Source organism: Comamonas sp. B-9, assembly GCF_000410635.1.
GTDB lineage: Bacteria > Pseudomonadota > Gammaproteobacteria > Burkholderiales > Burkholderiaceae_C > Comamonas.
In genome coordinates this window covers 34,464-52,739 of the sequence record NZ_KE148546.1, presented here as the reverse complement: position 1 = coordinate 52,739, position 18,276 = coordinate 34,464, and the positions used below count along the sequence as shown (strand labels likewise).

General features: G+C 64.3%; 23 protein-coding genes. 20 read left to right on the top strand and 3 right to left on the bottom strand.

Features of this window, described 5'->3' with window-relative positions:
- Positions 1-66 precede the first annotated feature (66 nt).
- From H928_RS0109500 to H928_RS0109470, 7 genes are all read left to right on the top strand, one after another.
- On the top strand, positions 67-975 hold the full coding sequence (locus tag H928_RS0109500) for a hypothetical protein (RefSeq protein ID WP_021026282.1): 909 nt from the start codon (positions 67-69) through the stop codon (positions 973-975).
- Positions 976-1,273: 298 nt separating this feature from the next.
- Positions 1,274-2,899, top strand: a complete 1,626-nt coding sequence (coxB, locus tag H928_RS0109495) for a cytochrome c oxidase subunit II (protein ID WP_021026281.1) — start codon at positions 1,274-1,276, stop codon at positions 2,897-2,899.
- Positions 2,900-2,938: 39 nt separating this feature from the next.
- Positions 2,939-4,585, top strand: coding sequence for a cytochrome c oxidase subunit I (gene ctaD / locus H928_RS0109490; protein ID WP_021026280.1), 1,647 nt, complete (start codon positions 2,939-2,941; stop codon positions 4,583-4,585).
- A complete protein-coding gene (locus H928_RS33160; RefSeq protein ID WP_021026279.1) occupies positions 4,582-4,689 on the top strand; it encodes a cytochrome oxidase small assembly protein in 108 nt (35 codons plus the stop codon). Before ctaD ends, H928_RS33160 begins: the two co-directional genes overlap by 4 nt.
- An 18-nt stretch (positions 4,690-4,707) precedes the next feature.
- Positions 4,708-5,334, top strand: coding sequence for a cytochrome c oxidase assembly protein (locus H928_RS0109480; protein WP_027010764.1), 627 nt, complete (start codon positions 4,708-4,710; stop codon positions 5,332-5,334).
- Positions 5,334-5,546 carry a DUF2970 domain-containing protein gene (locus H928_RS0109475; RefSeq protein WP_021026277.1) on the top strand — a complete coding sequence of 71 codons (213 nt, stop codon included), beginning with the start codon at positions 5,334-5,336 and terminating at the stop codon, positions 5,544-5,546. Before H928_RS0109480 ends, H928_RS0109475 begins: the two co-directional genes overlap by 1 nt.
- A gap of 56 nt (positions 5,547-5,602) precedes the next feature.
- The gene (locus H928_RS0109470) at positions 5,603-6,484 is read left to right on the top strand and encodes a cytochrome c oxidase subunit 3 (RefSeq protein WP_027010763.1); all 882 of its coding nucleotides are present in this window, start codon (positions 5,603-5,605) and stop codon (positions 6,482-6,484) included.
- A 26-nt stretch (positions 6,485-6,510) separates the two neighbouring features.
- Here H928_RS0109470 and H928_RS0109465 read toward each other — a convergent pair whose 3' ends face one another.
- On the bottom strand, positions 6,511-6,729 hold the full coding sequence (locus tag H928_RS0109465; RefSeq protein ID WP_021026275.1) for a DUF2909 domain-containing protein: 219 nt from the start codon (positions 6,727-6,729) through the stop codon (positions 6,511-6,513).
- Positions 6,730-6,932: 203 nt separating this feature from the next.
- Between H928_RS0109465 and H928_RS0109460 the strand changes: the two genes are divergently transcribed.
- From H928_RS0109460 to H928_RS0109440, 5 genes are read left to right on the top strand one after another with little or no spacing between them, the layout of a single operon-like run.
- Positions 6,933-7,757, top strand: coding sequence for an SURF1 family protein (locus H928_RS0109460; RefSeq protein WP_021026274.1), 825 nt, complete (start codon positions 6,933-6,935; stop codon positions 7,755-7,757).
- Positions 7,690-8,430: a hypothetical protein gene (locus tag H928_RS0109455; RefSeq protein WP_027010761.1), complete on the top strand. Its 741-nt coding sequence runs from the start codon at positions 7,690-7,692 to the stop codon at positions 8,428-8,430. The genes H928_RS0109460 and H928_RS0109455 overlap by 68 nt, the downstream gene beginning before the upstream one ends.
- 12 nt (positions 8,431-8,442) lie before the next feature.
- Positions 8,443-9,573 (top strand): heme A synthase, encoded by a 1,131-nt coding sequence (locus tag H928_RS26925; RefSeq protein WP_052329889.1) that lies wholly within the window; start codon positions 8,443-8,445, stop codon positions 9,571-9,573.
- Positions 9,574-9,606: 33 nt separating this feature from the next.
- The gene (gene cyoE, locus H928_RS0109445) at positions 9,607-10,506 is read left to right on the top strand and encodes a heme o synthase (RefSeq protein ID WP_027010760.1); all 900 of its coding nucleotides are present in this window, start codon (positions 9,607-9,609) and stop codon (positions 10,504-10,506) included.
- A gap of 7 nt (positions 10,507-10,513) precedes the next feature.
- Positions 10,514-11,122 (top strand): SCO family protein, encoded by a 609-nt coding sequence (locus tag H928_RS0109440; protein ID WP_021026272.1) that lies wholly within the window; start codon positions 10,514-10,516, stop codon positions 11,120-11,122.
- A gap of 38 nt (positions 11,123-11,160) precedes the next feature.
- On the opposite strand, the gene H928_RS0109435 is transcribed toward H928_RS0109440, so the two are convergent.
- Positions 11,161-11,991, bottom strand: coding sequence for an urease accessory protein UreD (locus H928_RS0109435; protein ID WP_021026271.1), 831 nt, complete (start codon positions 11,989-11,991; stop codon positions 11,161-11,163).
- A 261-nt stretch (positions 11,992-12,252) separates the two neighbouring features.
- On the opposite strand from H928_RS0109435, the gene H928_RS0109430 reads away from it, so the two are divergent.
- Genes H928_RS0109430 through ureG form a run of 8 tightly spaced genes read left to right on the top strand, consistent with a single transcriptional unit; the run spans position 12,253 to position 17,749 of the window.
- Positions 12,253-12,555 carry an urease subunit gamma gene (locus tag H928_RS0109430; protein WP_021026270.1) on the top strand — a complete coding sequence of 101 codons (303 nt, stop codon included), beginning with the start codon at positions 12,253-12,255 and terminating at the stop codon, positions 12,553-12,555.
- A gap of 34 nt (positions 12,556-12,589) precedes the next feature.
- On the top strand, positions 12,590-13,204 hold the full coding sequence (locus tag H928_RS0109425) for a HupE/UreJ family protein (protein WP_021026269.1): 615 nt from the start codon (positions 12,590-12,592) through the stop codon (positions 13,202-13,204).
- Positions 13,205-13,218: 14 nt separating this feature from the next.
- Positions 13,219-13,527: an urease subunit beta gene (locus H928_RS0109420; RefSeq protein WP_021026268.1), complete on the top strand. Its 309-nt coding sequence runs from the start codon at positions 13,219-13,221 to the stop codon at positions 13,525-13,527.
- Positions 13,528-13,570: 43 nt separating this feature from the next.
- A complete protein-coding gene (gene ureC, locus H928_RS0109415; protein ID WP_027010759.1) occupies positions 13,571-15,289 on the top strand; it encodes an urease subunit alpha in 1,719 nt (572 codons plus the stop codon).
- A 14-nt stretch (positions 15,290-15,303) separates the two neighbouring features.
- A complete protein-coding gene (locus H928_RS0109410) occupies positions 15,304-15,786 on the top strand; it encodes a GNAT family N-acetyltransferase (protein ID WP_027010758.1) in 483 nt (160 codons plus the stop codon).
- An 11-nt stretch (positions 15,787-15,797) separates the two neighbouring features.
- Complete coding sequence (ureE, locus tag H928_RS0109405) at positions 15,798-16,364, top strand: urease accessory protein UreE (RefSeq protein WP_021026265.1); 567 nt, start codon at positions 15,798-15,800, stop codon at positions 16,362-16,364.
- A gap of 21 nt (positions 16,365-16,385) precedes the next feature.
- Positions 16,386-17,093 carry an urease accessory protein UreF gene (locus H928_RS0109400; protein WP_021026264.1) on the top strand — a complete coding sequence of 236 codons (708 nt, stop codon included), beginning with the start codon at positions 16,386-16,388 and terminating at the stop codon, positions 17,091-17,093.
- Positions 17,090-17,749, top strand: a complete 660-nt coding sequence (ureG, locus tag H928_RS0109395) for an urease accessory protein UreG (RefSeq protein WP_021026263.1) — start codon at positions 17,090-17,092, stop codon at positions 17,747-17,749. The genes H928_RS0109400 and ureG overlap by 4 nt, the downstream gene beginning before the upstream one ends.
- Positions 17,750-17,767: 18 nt before the next feature.
- On the opposite strand, the gene H928_RS0109390 is transcribed toward ureG, so the two are convergent.
- Positions 17,768-18,271, bottom strand: a complete 504-nt coding sequence (locus tag H928_RS0109390; RefSeq protein ID WP_021026262.1) for a gamma-glutamylcyclotransferase family protein — start codon at positions 18,269-18,271, stop codon at positions 17,768-17,770.
- Between the last annotated feature and the right edge of the window lie 5 nt (positions 18,272-18,276).

The window sequence follows — 18,276 nt, the reverse complement described above, 5'->3', positions numbered from 1 at the left end:
GTGTGGCTGCTGTCATCGCTTTAATACCAATCAATAATCTGCGCGCCAAAGCTCAGGTGTTCCCCCATGGCTGAATTTACCGCACCTCCGTCGATCGACCCCAACGCCGCCCATGCCTGGCAGCGGCGCGCGCCTGCGCACAGCCCCTGGCTGCACGAAGAGGTGGGCCGTCGCATGCAAGACCGGCTGCAGTGGATCGTGCAAAAACCAGAGGCCTGGTGCAGCTGGGAGCCCGTATACGGCGGCCTGGAGGCGCACCGGCAGGGGGCCGGGCGCTACCCGGCGGCCGATATCCATATCGTGGAAAGCCGCCCGGCCCATGCCGCGCTGCTGCGCAGCCAGCTGGACAAGCCCTGGTGGGCGCTGAGCCGCTGGCGCCAGGCCAAGCTGCACTGGGGCCTGCCTGCGCCCGCAAGTGTGCAGATGCTCTGGGCCAATATGGCGCTGCACCAGCATCCCAACCCCCAGCAGCTGCTGCAGACCTGGCACCAGAGCCTGGCGGTCAACGGTTTTGTGATGTTTTCCTGTTTCGGGCCCGATACGCTCAAAGAGCTGCGTGCGGCCTATGCCGGCCAGGGCTGGCCCGCTGCCAGTCATGAGTTCACCGACATGCACGACTGGGGTGACATGCTGGTGCAGGCCGGCTTTGCCGAGCCGGTGATGGACATGGAGCGCATCAGCTTGTCGTACTCAGGCGCCGCGCAATTGCGTGCCGAGCTGCGCGAGCTGGGCCGCAACCTGCACCCGGCCCGCTTTGGCGGCCTGCGTGGCCGCCAGTGGCGCAACGAGCTCGATGCCTTGCTGACCGCCAAGCTGGCCGATGCCCAGGAGCAGGGGCGCCTGGTGGTCTCGTTCGAGATCATCTACGGCCATGCCTTCAAGCCCACGCCACGCATGAAGGTGCAGGGCGAGAGCAGCATCAGCGTGCAGGATATGCAGCAGATGCTGCGCCAGGGGCGCCCTGGCGGCGCCTGATGGCTGGGGCCGCCCCTTACGCCTTATGCGCAGGCGGTTGGGTGGCTCGGCAAACGACCTAACATATTCAGCGACTGTCCAGTGTTGGACAGTCGCTGTTGTCAATCTCCTATGATCCCGGGATTGCATGGGTTGCAATCTTGCGCGGTTGCGGCCATGCTCGCTGTAATGACCAAGTGGCATGGGTGCAAGCGGAGATGCACCCGGCGGTGTCTGCACCACGCGGCTGGATGTCTTCCCCACCGACACGCCAGCCTGCCCTACATAACGATGAGAAGATGAGAAGTAAGTGACAACTATGAAAAGTGATTCTCATAAGCTGGCTTCTTGGCTGCTGCTGGTGGCATCTGGCCTCACCTCTGCAGCACATGCGGTGCAAAGTCTTCCCGGCGGCCCGGCCGTTGGGCAGATGAACCTGGCGCCTCCCGTCACCCGAATTGCCCAGGAGCAGCACACGCTGCACTGGATGATGCTCTGGATCTGCACCATCATCTTTGTCGGTGTGTTCGCGGTGATGTTCTATTCCATCTGGAAGCACCGCAAATCCAAGGGGGCGGTGCCCGCCACCTTCCATGAATCGGTCACGGTCGAGGTCACCTGGACGGTGCTGCCCTTCATCATCGTGATCCTGATGGCCTTGCCGGCGACCAAGGTGCTGGTCGCGCAAAAGGACACCACCAATGCCGACCTGACCGTGAAGGTGACCGGCTACCAGTGGAAATGGGGCTACGACTATCTGACCGGCGAAGGCGAGGGCCTGAACTTTATCTCTACGCTGGATAGCGGCCAGCGCGCGATGTCCAACAGCGGTGATGTCTCCAAGGCGCCCAATGACTACCTGCTGCGCGTCGACAAGCCCTTGGTTGTGCCCGTCGACAAGAAGGTGCGCATCATCACCACCGCCGCCGATGTGATCCACTCCTTCATGGTGCCGGCCTTTGGTATCAAGCAGGATGCGATCCCCGGTTTTGTGCGCGACACCTGGTTCCGCGCCGAGAAAACCGGCGACTACTACGGCCAGTGCGCCGAGCTCTGCGGCAAGGAGCATGCCTACATGCCCATCCATGTGAAGGTGCTGTCGGCCAGCGATTACTCCGCATGGGTGGCCGAGCAAAAGAAGTTGCTCGCCGCGCAGGCCGATGACCCCAACAAGGTCTGGGAGCTGGCCGCACTGGTGGCCCGGGGCGAGAAGGTCTATGCCGCCAACTGTGCCGCCTGCCACCAGGCCAACGGCAAGGGGGCTGGCCCCATCAAGGCGCTCGATGGCAGCCCGGTGGTACTGGGCCCCACGGCCGACATGATGCACACGGTGCTCGAGGGCCGCGCCAATGGCGCCATGCCGTCCTGGAAGCAGCTGAGCGATACCGACCTGGCAGCGGTCGTCACCTTTACCAAGAACCACTGGAGCAACAAGACCGGCACCATGGTGCAGCCGGCCCAGTTTGTCGCGGCACGTACCGGCAAATTCCCGGAAGGTGGAGGTTCGGCAGCGGCTGCGCCGGCTGCTGCCCCAGCAGCGGCAGCTGCGGCTTCTGATGCCGGCGCCGCTGCGGCAGCCACCCCTGCAAGTCCTGCCGCCGCCGCACCTGCTGCTGCAGCAACTGCAGAAGCACCGATCTCCCAGGTGCTGTTTGCCAGCGGCAAGAGCGAGCTGGACGGCCAGGCCCAGGAGGCGGTGAAAAAAGCCGCCGCCACGCTGGCCGGCCAAAGCAGCAAGGTGGCGTTGTCCGGGTTTGTCGATGGCACCGGCAATGCCGACCAGAATGCCGAGCTGGCCAAGAAGCGCGCCCAGGCCGTGGCCGAGCTGCTGGTAGCCCAAGGCGTGGCAGAGGCGCGTATCGAGATGCGCAAGCCGCAGACCATTACCGCAGGTGAGGGCGCTGACAGCCAGGCGCGCCGTGTCGATATTGTTGCTGCACCCTAAGGCGTGCAAGCCCTAGAAGAGCCATCGGAGTCAAGATTTATGAGCGCTGTTCTCCCCACAGACCCCAGCCATAGCGACCACGGCCAGGCCGACCATGCCCATGACGACCACCACCATGGTGCGCCCACGGGCTGGCGGCGCTGGGTGTTTGCCACCAACCACAAGGACATCGGCACGCTCTACCTGCTGTTCTCGTTCACCATGCTGATGGTGGGCGGCGTGCTGGCGCTGCTGATCCGTGCCGAGCTGTTCCAGCCCGGGCTGCAGCTGGTCAACCCCGAGCTGTTCAACCAGCTGACGACGATGCACGGGCTGATCATGGTGTTTGGCGCGATCATGCCGGCCTTTGTCGGCTTTGCGAACTGGATGCTGCCGCTGCAGATTGGCGCCAGCGACATGGCCTTTGCGCGCATGAACAACTTCAGCTTCTGGCTGATGATCCCGGCCGGCCTGATGCTGGTGGGCTCGTTCTTCATGCCTGGCGGTGCACCGGCTGCCGGCTGGACCTTGTACGCACCATTGACCCTGCAAATGGGTCCGTCGATGGACACCAGCATCTTTGCGATGCATGTGATGGGTGCCTCTTCCATCATGGGCTCGATCAACATCATCGTCACCATCCTGAACATGCGCGCGCCGGGCATGACCTTGATGAAGATGCCGATGTTTGCCTGGACCTGGCTGATCACCGCCTACCTGCTGATCGCCGTGATGCCGGTGCTGGCGGGCGCGATCACAATGACCCTGACCGACCGCCACTTTGGCACCAGCTTCTTCAACCCCGCTGGCGGTGGTGATCCGGTGATGTACCAGCATATCTTCTGGTTCTTCGGCCACCCCGAGGTCTACATCATGATCTTGCCGGCCTTTGGCATCATCAGCCAGATCGTGCCGGCCTTCAGCCGCAAGAAGCTGTTTGGCTATGCCTCGATGGTCTATGCGGTGGCGGCGATTGCGATCCTGTCCTTCATTGTCTGGGCGCACCACATGTTCACCACCGGCATGCCGGTGACCGGCCAGCTGTTCTTCATGTACGCAACCATGCTGATCTCGGTGCCGACGGCAGTGAAGATCTTTAATTGGGTGGCGACGATGTGGCGCGGCTCGATGACCTTCGAGACGCCGATGCTGTTCTCGGTGGGCTTTATTTTCGTGTTCACGATGGGCGGCTTCACGGGCCTGATCCTGTCGATGGCGCCCATCGATATCCAGCTGCAGGACACCTACTACGTGGTGGCGCACTTCCACTATGTGCTGGTGGCAGGCTCTCTGTTCTCGATGTTTGCCGGCTACTACTACTGGGCGCCCAAGTGGACGGGCGTGATGTATGCCGAGTCGCGCGGCCGCATCCATTTCTGGGGCTCGCTGATCTTCTTCAACATCACCTTCTTCCCGATGCACTTTCTGGGCCTGGCCGGCATGCCGCGCCGCTATGCCGACTACCCGATGCAGTTTGCCGACTTCAACATGATTGCCTCGATCGGTGCCTTCGGCTTTGGTCTGATGCAGGTCTACTTCTTTGCCTTTGTGGTCTGGCCTGGCATGCGCCACCGTGGCGAGAAGGCGCCGCAAAAGCCCTGGGAAGGTGCCGAAGGTCTGGAGTGGGAGGTGCCATCGCCCGCGCCTTTCCATACCTTTGAGACCCCGCCCAAGCTGGACGCTACTGCAACCAAGGTGATTGGATGATCACCCCCGCGCAGCGCAAGGCCAACCGGCGACTGGCATGGATTCTGGCGTCGATCGCGCTGGCCTTCTTCATCGGATTTCTCGTAAAAATGACGGTGCTCTAGCAGCACAGGGAGCAGCAGGTGAGCAGACATGCAGACAACGCGAAGATGGTGGGCAAGCTGGCCGTTGTTGCCTTTGGCATGTTTGCCTTTGGCTACGCGCTGATCCCGCTGTACAAGCGCATCTGCGAGGTCACGGGCATCAACATCCTGGCGCTGACCGAGCGCGATGTGCCGGGCAACGGCACGGCCGGCAAGAACGTCAAGCTCAACAGCCAGGTCGACGAAAGCCGCACCATCATCGTCGAGTTCGACGCGAATGCGCGTGGGCCCTGGAGCTTCAAACCGGCGGTGCGCACGATGCAGGTACACCCCGGCGCGCTGAGCACGGTGATGTACGAGTTCCGCAACGAGCAGGACCACCGCATGTCGGCCCAGGCGATTCCCAGCTATGCGCCCAAGCAGGCCGCGCCCTATTTCAACAAGCTCGAATGCTTTTGCTTCAACCAGTACACCCTGGAGCCCGGTGAGCGCAAGGAATGGCCAGTGGCCTTTGTGATCGACCCCAAGCTGTCCAAGGATGTGACGACGATCACCTTGTCCTACACCTTCTTTGAGGTCGGTGGCCGCATCCCGGCGGCACCTGCGTCGACGGCGGTGCTGGCGCCTGCGGTGCAGGGCGCCGGGGTGCAGGCAGGGGCATCCTGATGGCCAGCGCGCCCGGCCCGCAACCGCCGCGCAAGGGCAATCTCTGGCGCACGGTCAAGGCTGTGGCTTGGTCTTTTTTGGGGGTGCGCAAGGGGTCGGAATGGCAAGAGGATGGCGTGCAGATCACGCCACTGCAGGTGATTGCCGTGGGTTTGGTGGCGATCTTCCTGTTTGTGCTGGGGTTGATGGCCCTGGTGCAATGGTTGGTTTGATGCCAGTATTGGCATCGCGGAAGAATGGATCAATAAACGAAATACCAGGAGCAGCGATGAGTGCGACTTCCCATGGCACCACACCGTACTACTATGTTCCGGCCGAGTCCCGCCACCCGGTGATGGCGGCCATTGGCCTGGGCTTTGTCATTGCCGGCGCCGGCAACTGGGTCAATGGCCACACCTGGGGCATGTACCTGCTCTTTGTCGGCATTGCCTGGTGGCTGTTTGTGCTGTACCAGTGGTTTGGCGATGCGATCCGCGAAAGCGAGCAGGGCCTCTACAGCCACCGCATCGACCTGTCCTACCGCTGGAGCATGAGCTGGTTCATCTTCTCGGAGGTGATGTTCTTCGGCGCCTTCTTTACTGCGCTGTGGTGGGCACGGGCCCATTCGCTGCCGGCGCTGGGCAGCCTGGACAATGCCATTCTCTGGCCCGATTTCAAGGCCGTGTGGCCCAGCGTGGAAATGGGCGCGACTGCCTCGCCTGCGGGCATCGTCGAGCCGTTCCAGACCGTGGGCCCTTTCTGGCTGCCCACCATCAATACCGCGCTGCTGCTGACCTCGGGCGTTACCTTGACCATCGCCCACCATGCCTTGCAGGCCGACCAGCGCAGCAAGTGCATCCGCTTCATGTGGATGACCGTGGTGCTGGGCATCGTCTTCCTCTGCGTGCAGGGCTATGAGTACTTCCACCTCTACACTGAGCTGAACCTCAAGCTCAACTCCGGCACCTACGGCTCCACCTTCTACATGCTGACGGGCTTCCACGGCTTGCATGTGTTTATCGGCATGCTGATGCTGCTGGTCATCACCTTGCGGCTGCAAAAAGGCCATTTCACCGCCAAGAAGCACTTTGGCTTTGAGGGCGCCGCCTGGTACTGGCACTTTGTCGATGTGGTCTGGCTGGGCCTCTATATCCTCGTGTACTGGATGTAGTTGGGGTGGGGGTGCTGCTGAGGGCCTCAAGCCCCCAGCGGTATGCCATGGGGCTGCAGGTAGCCCAGCTTCCAGGCCAGCAGAATGCCGGCAAACACCAGCACCGACAGCGCAATGCGCAAGGTCAGCGCCCAGGCCATGCGCTTGCTGCCGGTGCCCGACTGGTTGCCGCGCAGCATGAAAAGCCCGGCCGCTGCCAGGCAGGCCAGTATCACGACAAAGGCGAGTGCGATGAGCAGGTGCATGGTGCTGTCCTCAGGGTGGTCTCGGTGTTCTTGGCGTGCGCTGCGAGTCGCTTCGAACGGCGCTCTGGCGCCCGGCGCAGCAAACCCATTGTGCGGCAGCGCCAGACGGGGCGCTATCGGCCTGCACCCCAATAGCCTCTCCCCGCAGTATCTTGGCCAGCGCGCTGCTGGCTGCCGCGCTCTGCACCGGGTATAAACAGTCTATGCCTGCGCCTTCTGCTTCCTCCTCCATCGCCAAGACCCCTACGGAGCGCCGAGCCCAGCTGCGTTTTGTGCTGATCACCGTTGCGGCAGCAGCCTCGATGCTGCTGACCGCCTCGCTGGGGTTCTGGCAGCTGCGCCGCGCCGATGAGAAGCTGGCCTACCAGGCGCAGCTCGATGCGCGTGCAGCCCTGCCGGCGCTGGACGGGGCGAGCTTGCTGCAGCCCCTGGCTGAGGCCGAGCGTGCCAGCCTGCAGCACCGCCAGGTGGTGCTGCGTGGCGAATGGCTGCCACAGTACACGGTCTACCTGGACAACCGCCAGATGCAGGCGCGCCCGGGTTTTTATGTGCTGACACCACTGCGCCTGGCCGGCCCGGTAGCGCCAGGCCAGCCGCAGACCGTGCTGGTGCAGCGGGGCTGGGCGCCGCGCAATTTTGAAGACCGCCTGGCGCTGCCGCAGGTGCAAACGCCTGGCGGTAGCGTGCAAGTGCAGGGCCGGGTGGCGGGCCAGCCGGCGCGCCTTTTGGAGCTGCAGACGTCCGCCGCGCACCCAGGGGTTTCCCGAATCCGGCAGAATCTCGATACCGATGCTTACGCGCAGGAGACCGGCCTGCCCTTGGCTGCAGTCACCGTGGTGCAGACCGGGCCGGCCAGCGAGGGCCTGCTGCGCGACTGGCCCGTAGTAGGCAGCGGCGTGGAAAAGCATTATGGTTATGCATTTCAATGGTTTGGTCTGTGTAGCCTGATTGCGATCCTCTATGTCTGGTTCCAAATTGTCCGACGTGTCCTTCGACGCCGCAGCCACCCAGGCGCCGCCGCCCGCTGATGAGGCGCTGCTGGGCCTGACCGTGCATGGCCTGCCGCCTGCCGAGCAGGCTGAAGCGGCGCTGGAGGAAGCCGAGCGCTCGCGCAGTGGCCGCCTCAAGATGCTGCTGGTGCTGCTGGTCTGTGCGGCGCCGGTGATCGCGTCCTACTTCACCTACTACGTGATCCGGCCCGAGGGGCGGCGCAATTTTGGCGAGCTGGTGGGCCAGCAGCCGACGATTCCGGCCGCAAAGGTCAAGACCCTGGACGGCCAGCCGTTTGAGCTGCAAAGCCTCAAGGGCCAGTGGCTGCTGCTGAGTGCTTCGGGCGCGGCCTGCGACGAGGTCTGCCAGAACAACCTCTACCTGCAGCGCCAGCTGCGCGAGAGCCTGGGCCGCGAGAAGGACCGGCTGGACTGGGTCTGGCTGGTGACCGACGACGGCGAGCCGCCGCCAGCCTTGCGCACGGCACTGGACCAGGCCACCGTGCTGCGGGTGCCCCAGGCGCTGGTGGCCCAGTGGCTGCAGCCGGCAGCCGGCCAGCAGCTGGGCGAACATTTGTACGTGGTGGACCCGCTGGGCCACTGGATGATGCGTTTTCCTGCCCAGCTCAGCCGCTCCGATGCGGCCAAGGCGCGCAAGGATCTGGAGCGGCTGCTGCGTGCGTCGTCGAGTTGGGACAAGGAAGGGCGGTAGTGGATAGCTAGCATGACATCGCAGGATTTATATGATTTCGCGCCGCTGGCGCGTGTGTTGCTGACCGGGGCCATCATTGCGCTGGGCCCCATCGTCTGGATTTGGTGGCGCCACCGTGGTGCCACGCCGCTCAAGCGCCTGCAGGTGCTGGCGGTACTGACCCTGTTCCTGTCCTTTGACCTGGTGATGTTTGGCGCGTTTACGCGCCTGACCGATTCGGGCCTGGGCTGCCCGGACTGGCCGGGCTGCTACGGCAATGCCAGCCCGATTGGCGCGCATGCTGAAATCTCTGCCGCGCAAGAGGCCATGCCGACCGGCCCGGTGACCCATGGCAAGGCCTGGGTGGAGATGATCCACCGCTACCTGGCCACCGCCGTGGGCGGCCTGATCATTGTGCTGACGGCCAGTGCCTGGCTGCAGCGCAAACGCCGGGGTCCGCAGCCGATCAGCCCCTGGTGGCCGACCGCCACCCTGGTCTGGGTGCTGATCCAGGGGGCCTTTGGCGCGCTCACGGTGACGATGAAGCTGTTCCCGGCGATCGTCACCTTGCACCTGCTGGGCGGCACCGTGCTCTTGATGCTATTAACCGTGCAGGCAACGCGCCACACGCAATTTGCCGATAATCTAGGGTTAGTCCCAGTGCCGCGCCTGTTGCGCGGCCTAGTGGCGGTCACGGCGCTGCTGGTGTTTGCGCAGGTGACCTTGGGTGGCTGGGTCAGTACCAACTATGCGGTGCTGGCCTGCACCAGCTTTCCCATGTGCAATGGTGCCTGGTGGCCGGCGATGAACTTTGACGGGTTCCAGATCTGGCGCCCGCTGGGCTTTCTGGCCGACGGTGCGCATATCAGCTATGAGGCGCTGGTGGCCATCCACTACATGCACCGGCTGTTTGCCTACCTGGTGATTGCCGCCTTGCTGTGGCTGGGCTGGGCGCTGCGCACGGTGCCGCTGCTCAGGCAGCAGCGCCGCTGGCTGGTGGGCCTGACGCTGCTGCAATTTGCCACGGGACTGTCGAATGTGGTGCTGGACTGGCCGATGCTGGCGGCCGTTTTGCACACCGGGGGCGCTGCCGCCATCATGGTGGTGCTGACCTGGATCTGGTGTACTGCGGGCCCTGAACCTGCCCGCAGTGCTGCGAGTTGATGACGCTGTATGGAACAAAGACTGAGTGCCCCGATGACCGAACTTGCCGCAACGCCAATGCCGAACCGCTTTGCGCAGTTCTATGCATTGACCAAACCCAAGGTGGTGCAGCTGATTGTGTTTTGCGCACTGATCGGCATGGTGCTGGCCGTGCCGGGTGTGCCCACCGGCGCCGAGCTGCTGCGCATGGCCGTCGCCTGTGCGGGCATCTGGCTGGTGGCGGGAGCCGCAGCGGCCTTCAACTGCCTGGTCGAGCAAAGCATCGATGCGCGCATGAAGCGCACCGCCTGGCGCCCCACTGCGCGCGGCGAGCTGTCCAACCTGCAGACCCTGATGTTTTCTGCCGGGCTGTGCATCGCCGGCTCGGCCATTCTGATCGTCTGGATCAATGCCATCACCATGTGGCTGACCTTTGCCACCTTTGTCGGTTATGCCGTCATCTACACGGTGATCCTCAAGCCGCTGACGCCGCAGAACATCGTGATCGGTGGCGCATCGGGCGCGATGCCCCCCGTGCTGGGCTGGGCCGCGATGACCGGCGATGTCTCGCCCCAGGCGCTGTTGCTGTTTTTGATCATCTTCCTGTGGACGCCGCCGCACTTTTGGGCGCTGGCGCTGTACCGGGTCGAGGACTACCGCAAGTCCGGCCTGCCGATGCTGCCGGTCACCCATGGGAACTATTACACCCGCGTGCAGGTCTTGCTCTACACCGTGGTCTTGTTTGCCGCCGGCCTGCTGCCCTTCATCATCCAGATGAGCTCCTGGATCTACCTGGTGGCCGCAGTCGTGCTGGGTGCCGGGTTCTTTGGCTATGCCTTTGCGCTGTGGCGCAATTACTCCGATGCGCTGGCGCGCAAGACTTTCCGTTTTTCGCTGGTCTACCTCAGCCTGCTGTTTGTGGCGCTGTTGGTGGACCACTATGTGAGCTGGTAAATCTGCAATGAACAAGCGCAATGCCCTTCGCTGGCTGGCGGGCTCGGCCATGCTGGCCTCGGCCGCCGGTGTCCTCACCGCCTGCAAATCCAAGGCCGATTTCAACGCCATCGACCTGACCGGCAGCAAGGAGTATGGGCAGGATTTCTCCATGCCCGACCAGCATGGCCAGCGCCGCAGCATGGCGGATTTCAAGGGCAAGGTCGTGCTGGTGTTCTTTGGCTTTACCCAGTGCCCCGATGTCTGCCCGACCACCTTGGGTGACCTGGCCGCCGTCAAGCAAAAGCTCGGCGCCAAGGGTGACAAGCTGCAGGTGATCTTTGCCTCGGTCGATCCTGCCCGCGACACGCCCGAGATTCTGCAGGCCTACCTGGCCAACTTTGACCCCAGCTTTCTGGCGCTGCGCGGCAGCGACGAGGAAACGGCCAAGATGGCCAAGGACTTCAAGGTTTACTACAAGCGGGTCGAGGGCCAGACCCCGGGCAGCTACACGATGGACCATACCGCGGGCGACTACATCTTCGACCCGGAAGGCCGCCTGCGTCTGTACAGCCGCTATGGCACGCCAGTCGATACCCTGGCCAAGGACATTGAGCAGCTGATCGACGGCGCTTAAGCGCTTACACGCTTAACAGCGCAGGGCAAGCGCTGCACTCACATCGACCAGATACGCGGCCGCTGCGCCGGCAAGCCCCAGAGGCTGCTGCGCCAATGGCCCCAGACCGTCTTCCACAGCTGCATAGCGGGCTCCACCACGGGCGCCAGACCACGCAGCACCAGCATATGCTCGTTCGGTGCAGTCACGCCCGCGATCACCTCTGCAGGCGCGGCTTCCAGCAACAGTTGGGTGCTCTCCAGCAGCGCTTCGCGTTGCGCGCGGGTGATCGGCGAGCCGCTGGCATAGAGCAGGCTGCCCATGCAGCGCTGGCCCGCCAGGCCCAGCTGGCCGTTGAGCAGCAACTCATCATCGGCCCGGATGCGGCCCCGTTCCAGAAAATGCCCCGGCCAGGCGATGTGCTGTGAAAACACGCCCTGGGTAAAGGGCTGACCGGCCAGCGGCAGGCCCAGCGCGGTGATGTCCCAGGTCAGCAGCCCGGCTCCCGGTGCCAGCGCCATCTGCAGCTCATTGGCCGCGTCGCAGGCATTGTAGGCAATGGCCTCCAGCGGCAGCCATTCCAGCCGGGCGCCGGCCTGCAGCTTAAGGCGGGTGCGCTGCAAGGCCGGCTGGCCATTGCTTTTGTAAAAGCGCGTCGCGCCCGGCGTGGTGATGAGGGCATGGGCCCCTGCCGCCACCTCGACCGAGATATCCAGCACATCGCCCCCCACCAGGCCGCCGGGCGGGTGCACCAGCACGTTGTGGCAAATGCCTGGGCCTTCGGGGTAGAGGCTTTTGAGAATGCGCAGCGGGCCATCGTGGCTGAACTGCACCGAGGTCTTGCCGGCTTGCTGGCCGTAGCGCAGGTCTAGTTGGGCATGCCAGCTCATGGCTGCGGCTGGTGCTGAATGCCCGCTGGCCAGCAGGGCCCAAGGGCCGGGATCGGAGGTGAGTAGGGTGCACAAGACATGGCTGGGGTTTTGCAAGCCACGTGCCAGGAACTGCACCGCCCTGGGGTGCTGGCTGTGCTGAATTGGTGCATGCACGGCAGGTCTGCATGCTTGTGGTGCAAGGATCAGAGGATGCAGCACGGAAAGCGTGCATGCCCTGCCGCTGCAGCCCCTTGGCATGTGCCTTGCTTTGCACTAGGTATGGAACTGACACCTCGCGAAAAAGACAAGCTGCTGATCTTTACCGCCGCCTTGCTGGCCGAGCGGCGCCTGGCCCGGGGGCTCAAGCTGAACTACCCCGAGGCGGTGGCGCTGATCAGCGCCTTTGTGATGGAGGGCGCGCGCGATGGCAAAACGGTTGCCCAGCTGATGAGCGCTGGCCGCACGGTGCTCAAGCGCGCCGATGTGATGGAGGGCATCCCCGAGATGATTGCCGATATCCAGATCGAGGCGACCTTTCCCGATGGCACCAAGCTCGTCACCGTGCATGAGCCCATTGTCTGAATCCCCATCTTTTCCCTTGCGCAAGCCTAGCACCATGAACTTCAAGAAACTCTCTGCCACCGTGGCGGCTGCCGCTGCCGCTGCCGCCTTGCCGCTGTCCGCACTCGCCCATGTAGGCAGCGACGGCGGCGGCCACCATGGCTTTTTGAGCAGCTTCGGACATGCCTTTGCCCACCCGTTTACCGGCGCGGACCATATGGCGGCGATGCTGGCCGTGGGCGCCTGGAGTGCGCTGACGGTGACGCCTGCCTGGCGCGCACCGGCCGCCTTTGTGGCCCTGCTGGTGGCGGGGGCGCTGGCAGGTTTTGCCGGTCTGTGGGTGCCCGGCGTGGAGCCGATGATTGCCGCATCGGTGCTGGTGCTAGGCCTGCTGGTGGCGGTGCAAAAGCAGATGCCCTGGGTGCTGGCCGCTGCGCTCGCCGGGGTGTTTGCGTTTTTCCATGGCGCGGCCCACGGCTTTGAGCTGGCGGCCGATTCTGCGCTGGCATCGGCAGGGGCCCTGGCGGGCATGGCGCTGGGCTCGGCCTTGCTGCATGTCGGTGGCATGGTGCTGGGCAAGGCCCTGATGCAGCGCCACCGTTGGCTGGCCCAGCTGGCAGGCGGCGCCACCGCAGTCTTGGGCGCAGCCATGCTGACGCGCCTGGCCTGACGAGGAGCCGCAACATGATCCCAGGTGAACTGCTGCTGGACGACGGCGAACACACGCTGAACCCCGGGCGCCGCACCGCCACGCTGGTGGTGCACAACGCCAGCGACCGGCCTATCCAGGTCGGCTCGCACTACCACTTTGCCGAGACCAATGCCGGCCTGGTCTTTGACCGCCAGGCGGCCCATGGCATGCGCCTGCATATTGCCAGCGGCATGGCGGTGCGCTTTGAGCCGGGCCAGCAGCGTACGGTGGAGCTGGTGGACCTGGGCGGCGACCGGCAGATCTACGGCTTTCGCGGCCTGGTGCAAGGGGCGCTGGAATGAGGCCCGGTATGCTGTGCCAGCGTTCTAAGACAGGATGGTTCTGATGGCAACAATGGACAGACGCGCATACGCAGAAACCTATGGGCCCACGGTGGGTGACCGCCTGCGCCTGGCCGATACCGAACTGGTCGTGCAGGTGGAGCAGGACTTCACCCTGCGCGCGGGCGGCTATGGCGAAGAGGTGAAGTTTGGCGGTGGCAAGACCATCCGTGATGGCATGGCGCAAAGCCAGCGCAGCAGTGCGCAGGGCGCGATGGACACGGTGCTGACCAATGCGCTGATCATCGACCACTGGGGCATCGTCAAGGCGGACATCGGCCTCAAAGCGGGCCGCATTGCCGCGATTGGCAAGGCGGGCAACCCGGACACGCAGCCGGGGGTGGACATCATCATCGGCCCGGGCACCGAGATCATCAGCTGCGAAGGCATGGTCGTCACCGCTGGCGGCATCGACACGCACATCCACTTCATCGCGCCCCAGCAGATCGAAGAGGCGCTGACCAGCGGCGTGACGACGATGATTGGCGGCGGCACCGGCCCGGCCACCGGCACCTTTGCGACGACCTGCACGCCCGGCGCCTGGAACATGGAGCGCATGCTGCAGGCGGCTGACGCCTTCCCGATGAACCTGGGTTTTCTGGGCAAGGGCAATGCGAGCTTGGCGCTGGCCCTGCATGAGCAGATCGATGCCGGCGCGATTGGCCTCAAGCTGCACGAGGACTGGGGCAGCACGCCAGCGGCCATCGACAACTGCCTGGACGTGGCCGAGCTCACCGACACCCAGGTGGCGATCCATACCGATACGTTGAACGAAAGCGGCTTTGTCGAAGACACGGTGGCCGCGTTCAAAGGCCGCACCATCCATACCTTCCACACCGAAGGCGCGGGCGGCGGCCATGCGCCCGATATTTTGAAGGTGGTAGGCGAGAGCAATGTGCTGCCCAGCTCCACCAACCCGACGCGGCCCTACACGATCAACACGCTCGACGAGCATGTGGACATGCTGATGGTCTGCCACCACCTCGATGCCGGCATTGCCGAGGACCTGGCCTTTGCCGAAAGCCGCATCCGCAAGGAAACCATTGCGGCCGAAGACATCCTGCACGACATCGGCGCCATCAGCATGTTCAGCTCCGACAGCCAGGCCATGGGCCGGGTGGGTGAGGTGATCCTGCGCACCTGGCAGACGGCGCACAAGATGAAGCTGCAGCGCGGCCCCCTGCCGGGTGACAGCGAGCGGCATGACAACTTCCGCATCAAGCGCTATATCGCCAAGTACACGATCAACCCGGCCATCGCCCATGGCATCAGCCATGAGGTGGGCAGCCTGGAAGTGGGCAAGTGGGCCGATATCGTCATCTGGAAGCCGGCCTTTTTTGGCGTCAAGCCCAGCTGCATTCTCAAGGGCGGCTTTATCGCGATGGCGGCCATGGGGGACCCCAATGCCTCGATCCCGACGCCCCAGCCGGTGCACTACCGCCCGATGTTTGGTGCCTTTGGCGGCGCGATCGCCAAGACCTCGCTGACCTTTGTCTCGCAAGCGGGCCTGGCTGCCGGCATCGGCCAGCGCTTGGGCCTGGCCAAGACCTTGTCGGCCGTCAAAGGCATACGCGGCCTGCAAAAGCAGCACATGGTGCACAACGACCTGGCGCCGCACATGGAGGTGGATGCCCAGACCTATGCGGTGCGCGCCGACGGCCAGCTGCTGACCTGCGAGCCAGCGAGCAGCCTGCCGATGGCCCAGCGTTATTTTCTGTTTTGAACCGGTAAGCACCCATGGCAAGCCCATTGATTTTCGAGCTGGACCCCGTGACCGATGCGCGCGTGCTGGCCTTTTTGGAAGCGCACCTGAGCGATATGCGCCGCATCTCGCCGCCCGAGAGCGTGCATGCGCTCGACCCCGCGCAGCTGCGCGCGCCTGGGCTGCAGCTGTGGACCGGCTGGACCGCCGCGCAAGAGCCCAAGGCCCTGGTCGCCACCTGCGCGCTCAAGATCCTGGATGCGGGCCACCTGGAGCTCAAATCGATGCGGGTGGAAGCGGCGCAACGCGGCTCAGGTGCTGCCCAGCAGGTGCTGGACCATGTGCTGGCCCAGGCCCGCGCGATGGGGGCCAGGCGCATCAGCCTGGAGACGGGCACCGAGGCCTTTTTTGCACCGGCGCGCCGTTTTTACGCGCGCAATGGCTTTGTGGACTGCGCACCGTTTGGCAGCTACCAGCCCGATCCGAACAGCTGCTTTATGCGCCTGGAGCTGCCATGACGGACGGGGCGATGCTGCAAGTCTCCAAATGCCTGCCCGCTGGCCAGGGCCTGGCACCTGCCTTGCGCAAGCGCGCGAGCTTCGTCGAGCTGGACTGGGATGTGCGCCAGAAGTCGCGCTTCTCGGCCACCGACAGCAGCGGCCGGGCGCTGGCGATTTTTCTGCCACGCGGCCAGGCCGTGCGCGGTGGCGATGTGCTGGTCGCCGAAGATGGCTCGGTGATTCTCGTGCGGGCCGCGCCGCAGAAAGTGCTGCATATCAGTGCCTGCGCTCAGCATGGCTCGGCCTTTGACCTGATGCGCGCCGCTTACCACCTGGGCAACCGCCATGTGCCCATCGAGCTGCAGCCCGACCACCTCAAGATCGAGCCCGACCATGTGCTGGCCGACATGCTGCGCAGCATGCATATGACCGTGGTCGAGGCGGAGCTGCCCTTTGAGCCGGAAGGCGGCGCCTATGGCGGCCATGTCACCAACGATGGCCACAGCCACCATGGGCATGGGCACAGCCATGACCACAGCCATGACCACAGCCATGACCATGGGCATGACCACGCACATCCGCATTCCCACGGATGAGCCTGCACCAACCTTGACGCCATGAGCATGCAACCCCTCAGCCTGTCGCCCGCCAGCTTTTTGCAGCTGATGTGGCTGGCCTCGCCGGCCTTGCCGATCGGCGGCTTCTCCTATTCGGAGGGGCTGGAGGCGGGCGTGAATGCCGCGCTGGTGGGCAACGAGGCGCAGGCGGCAGACTGGATTGACCAGCAGCTGCAGCTCTCCCAGGCCCGAGGCGATATGGCAGTGCTGGCCCAGGCCATGCAGGCCTGGCACAGCGATGAGCGCGCGCGCCTGGTGGCCCTCAACGCCTGGGTGCTGCAGACGCGCGAGAGCAGCGAGCTGCGCCTGCAGACCGAGCAGATGGGACGCTCGCTGGTGGCCTGGTTGCAGAACCGCTATGCCGATGATGCCCAGGCCTTGGTCCTGGTGAACTGGCTGGCGGCCGAGGATGCGAGTTATCCGCTGGCCTTTGCGCTGGCCGCGCACCTGGCAGGCGCAGGCGCGCGTGATGCGCTGCTCGCCTATGCCTTTGGCTGGGCTGAGAACATGGTGCAGGCAGCGATCAAATCGGTGCCGCTGGGCCAGAGTGCCGGCCAGCGCATTTTGGCGCGGCTGGCAGAAGCGATACCGGGCGCGGCCGAGCATGCGCTGGCGCTGGGCGATGACGAGCGCCAGGCTTTTTCTCCGATGCTGGCCATTCTCTCGGCCCGGCATGAACACCAATATTCACGGCTTTTTCGATCATGAGCACTGCACTGCACCACATTCCCCACCGCAGCAAAAAACTGCCTCCGTTGCGCGTCGGTATCGGCGGGCCCGTGGGCTCGGGCAAGACCACCATCTTGGAGATGCTGTGCAAGGCCATGCGCGACAAATGGGACCTGATCGCCATCACCAACGACATCTACACCAAGGAAGACCAGCGCCTGCTGACCGTCAGCGGCGCGCTGCCGGCCGAGCGCATCATGGGCGTGGAGACGGGCGGCTGCCCGCACACGGCGATCCGCGAAGATGCCTCCATCAACCTCGAAGCGATCGACCGCATGCTGGGCCAGTTTCCCGATGCCGATATCGTGTTTATCGAATCGGGCGGCGACAACCTGGCTGCCACCTTCAGCCCCGAGCTGTCGGACCTGACCATCTATGTGATCGATGTGGCGGCTGGCGAGAAGATTCCGCGCAAGGGCGGCCCCGGTATCACCAAGAGCGATCTGTTTGTGATCAACAAGACCGATCTGGCCCCCTATGTGGGTGCCAACCTGGAGGTGATGCGCAGCGACACCGAGCGCATGCGCAGCTCGCCCAAAGGCACCAAGCCCTTTGTGATGACCAACCTGAAGACGCTCGATGGCCTCGATGAGGTGGTGGCTTTTATCGAAAAGCAGGGCCTGCTGCTGGGCTGAGTTGCCGTACCGATGGCATCAGCGCTGGGGCGTATTGAGGCTAAAAGCCGTATCGGGGTGATCGCGTCCCTGCTCTGCAATCCAGGCCAGCCAGTCCTGCGCGCTGATCTGCGTGCGGCCTTGCAAGGCCGGGGGCAGGGCCTCGTACACGAGTGCCTCCAGCGGCTGCTGGCCACCGCCGACCAGCTTCACATCCAGCGTCAGCACGCGCTTGGTGTACTCGCCCACATCCTGGGGCCAGATGCCTTCGATGCGGTCCATGGCCTGCTCCAGCGCATCGTTCAAGGGGTAGACCTCGGCGAGCACCAGGCCGCTGCCCTGCAATTGCAGGCCCGGGTACCAGCCCAGGTCAAACAAGGTGCCGGTCAGCAAGCTGCGGCCCAGGCAGCTGATGCCAGGCTGCAGCCGGGCAATGTCGTTGACGCCGCTGGCACGCAAGGTGCCATAGACGGCGACATGGCGCGCGCCGCAGGGGTGCCAGGGCGGGTTGCGGATGGGGTGTTCTGGGGGTGGCGTCTGCATCGAAT

Excerpts from the sequence above, each read along its gene's own strand:
- cyoE (WP_027010760.1), top strand. The coding sequence starts at position 9,607 with ATGACCGAACTTGCCGCAACGCCAATGCCGAACCGCTTTGCGCAGTTC.
- H928_RS0109440 (WP_021026272.1), top strand. The coding sequence starts at position 10,514 with ATGAACAAGCGCAATGCCCTTCGCTGGCTGGCGGGCTCGGCCATGCTG.
- H928_RS0109425 (WP_021026269.1), top strand. The coding sequence starts at position 12,590 with ATGAACTTCAAGAAACTCTCTGCCACCGTGGCGGCTGCCGCTGCCGCT.
- H928_RS0109390 (WP_021026262.1), bottom strand. The coding sequence starts at position 18,271 with ATGCAGACGCCACCCCCAGAACACCCCATCCGCAACCCGCCCTGGCAC.
- ureG (WP_021026263.1), top strand. The coding sequence starts at position 17,090 with ATGAGCACTGCACTGCACCACATTCCCCACCGCAGCAAAAAACTGCCT.
- H928_RS33160 (WP_021026279.1), top strand. The coding sequence starts at position 4,582 with ATGATCACCCCCGCGCAGCGCAAGGCCAACCGGCGACTGGCATGGATT.
- H928_RS0109435 (WP_021026271.1), bottom strand. The coding sequence starts at position 11,991 with ATGAGCTGGCATGCCCAACTAGACCTGCGCTACGGCCAGCAAGCCGGC.
- H928_RS0109455 (WP_027010761.1), top strand. The coding sequence starts at position 7,690 with ATGTCTGGTTCCAAATTGTCCGACGTGTCCTTCGACGCCGCAGCCACC.
- H928_RS26925 (WP_052329889.1), top strand. The coding sequence starts at position 8,443 with ATGACATCGCAGGATTTATATGATTTCGCGCCGCTGGCGCGTGTGTTG.
- H928_RS0109430 (WP_021026270.1), top strand. The coding sequence starts at position 12,253 with ATGGAACTGACACCTCGCGAAAAAGACAAGCTGCTGATCTTTACCGCC.
- ureE (WP_021026265.1), top strand. The coding sequence starts at position 15,798 with ATGCTGCAAGTCTCCAAATGCCTGCCCGCTGGCCAGGGCCTGGCACCT.
- H928_RS0109475 (WP_021026277.1), top strand. The coding sequence starts at position 5,334 with ATGGCCAGCGCGCCCGGCCCGCAACCGCCGCGCAAGGGCAATCTCTGG.
- H928_RS0109410 (WP_027010758.1), top strand. The coding sequence starts at position 15,304 with ATGGCAAGCCCATTGATTTTCGAGCTGGACCCCGTGACCGATGCGCGC.
- H928_RS0109420 (WP_021026268.1), top strand. The coding sequence starts at position 13,219 with ATGATCCCAGGTGAACTGCTGCTGGACGACGGCGAACACACGCTGAAC.
- H928_RS0109460 (WP_021026274.1), top strand. The coding sequence starts at position 6,933 with ATGCCTGCGCCTTCTGCTTCCTCCTCCATCGCCAAGACCCCTACGGAG.
- H928_RS0109465 (WP_021026275.1), bottom strand. The coding sequence starts at position 6,729 with ATGCACCTGCTCATCGCACTCGCCTTTGTCGTGATACTGGCCTGCCTG.
- ctaD (WP_021026280.1), top strand. The coding sequence starts at position 2,939 with ATGAGCGCTGTTCTCCCCACAGACCCCAGCCATAGCGACCACGGCCAG.
- H928_RS0109500 (WP_021026282.1), top strand. The coding sequence starts at position 67 with ATGGCTGAATTTACCGCACCTCCGTCGATCGACCCCAACGCCGCCCAT.
- H928_RS0109470 (WP_027010763.1), top strand. The coding sequence starts at position 5,603 with ATGAGTGCGACTTCCCATGGCACCACACCGTACTACTATGTTCCGGCC.
- H928_RS0109400 (WP_021026264.1), top strand. The coding sequence starts at position 16,386 with ATGAGCATGCAACCCCTCAGCCTGTCGCCCGCCAGCTTTTTGCAGCTG.
- ureC (WP_027010759.1), top strand. The coding sequence starts at position 13,571 with ATGGCAACAATGGACAGACGCGCATACGCAGAAACCTATGGGCCCACG.
- coxB (WP_021026281.1), top strand. The coding sequence starts at position 1,274 with ATGAAAAGTGATTCTCATAAGCTGGCTTCTTGGCTGCTGCTGGTGGCA.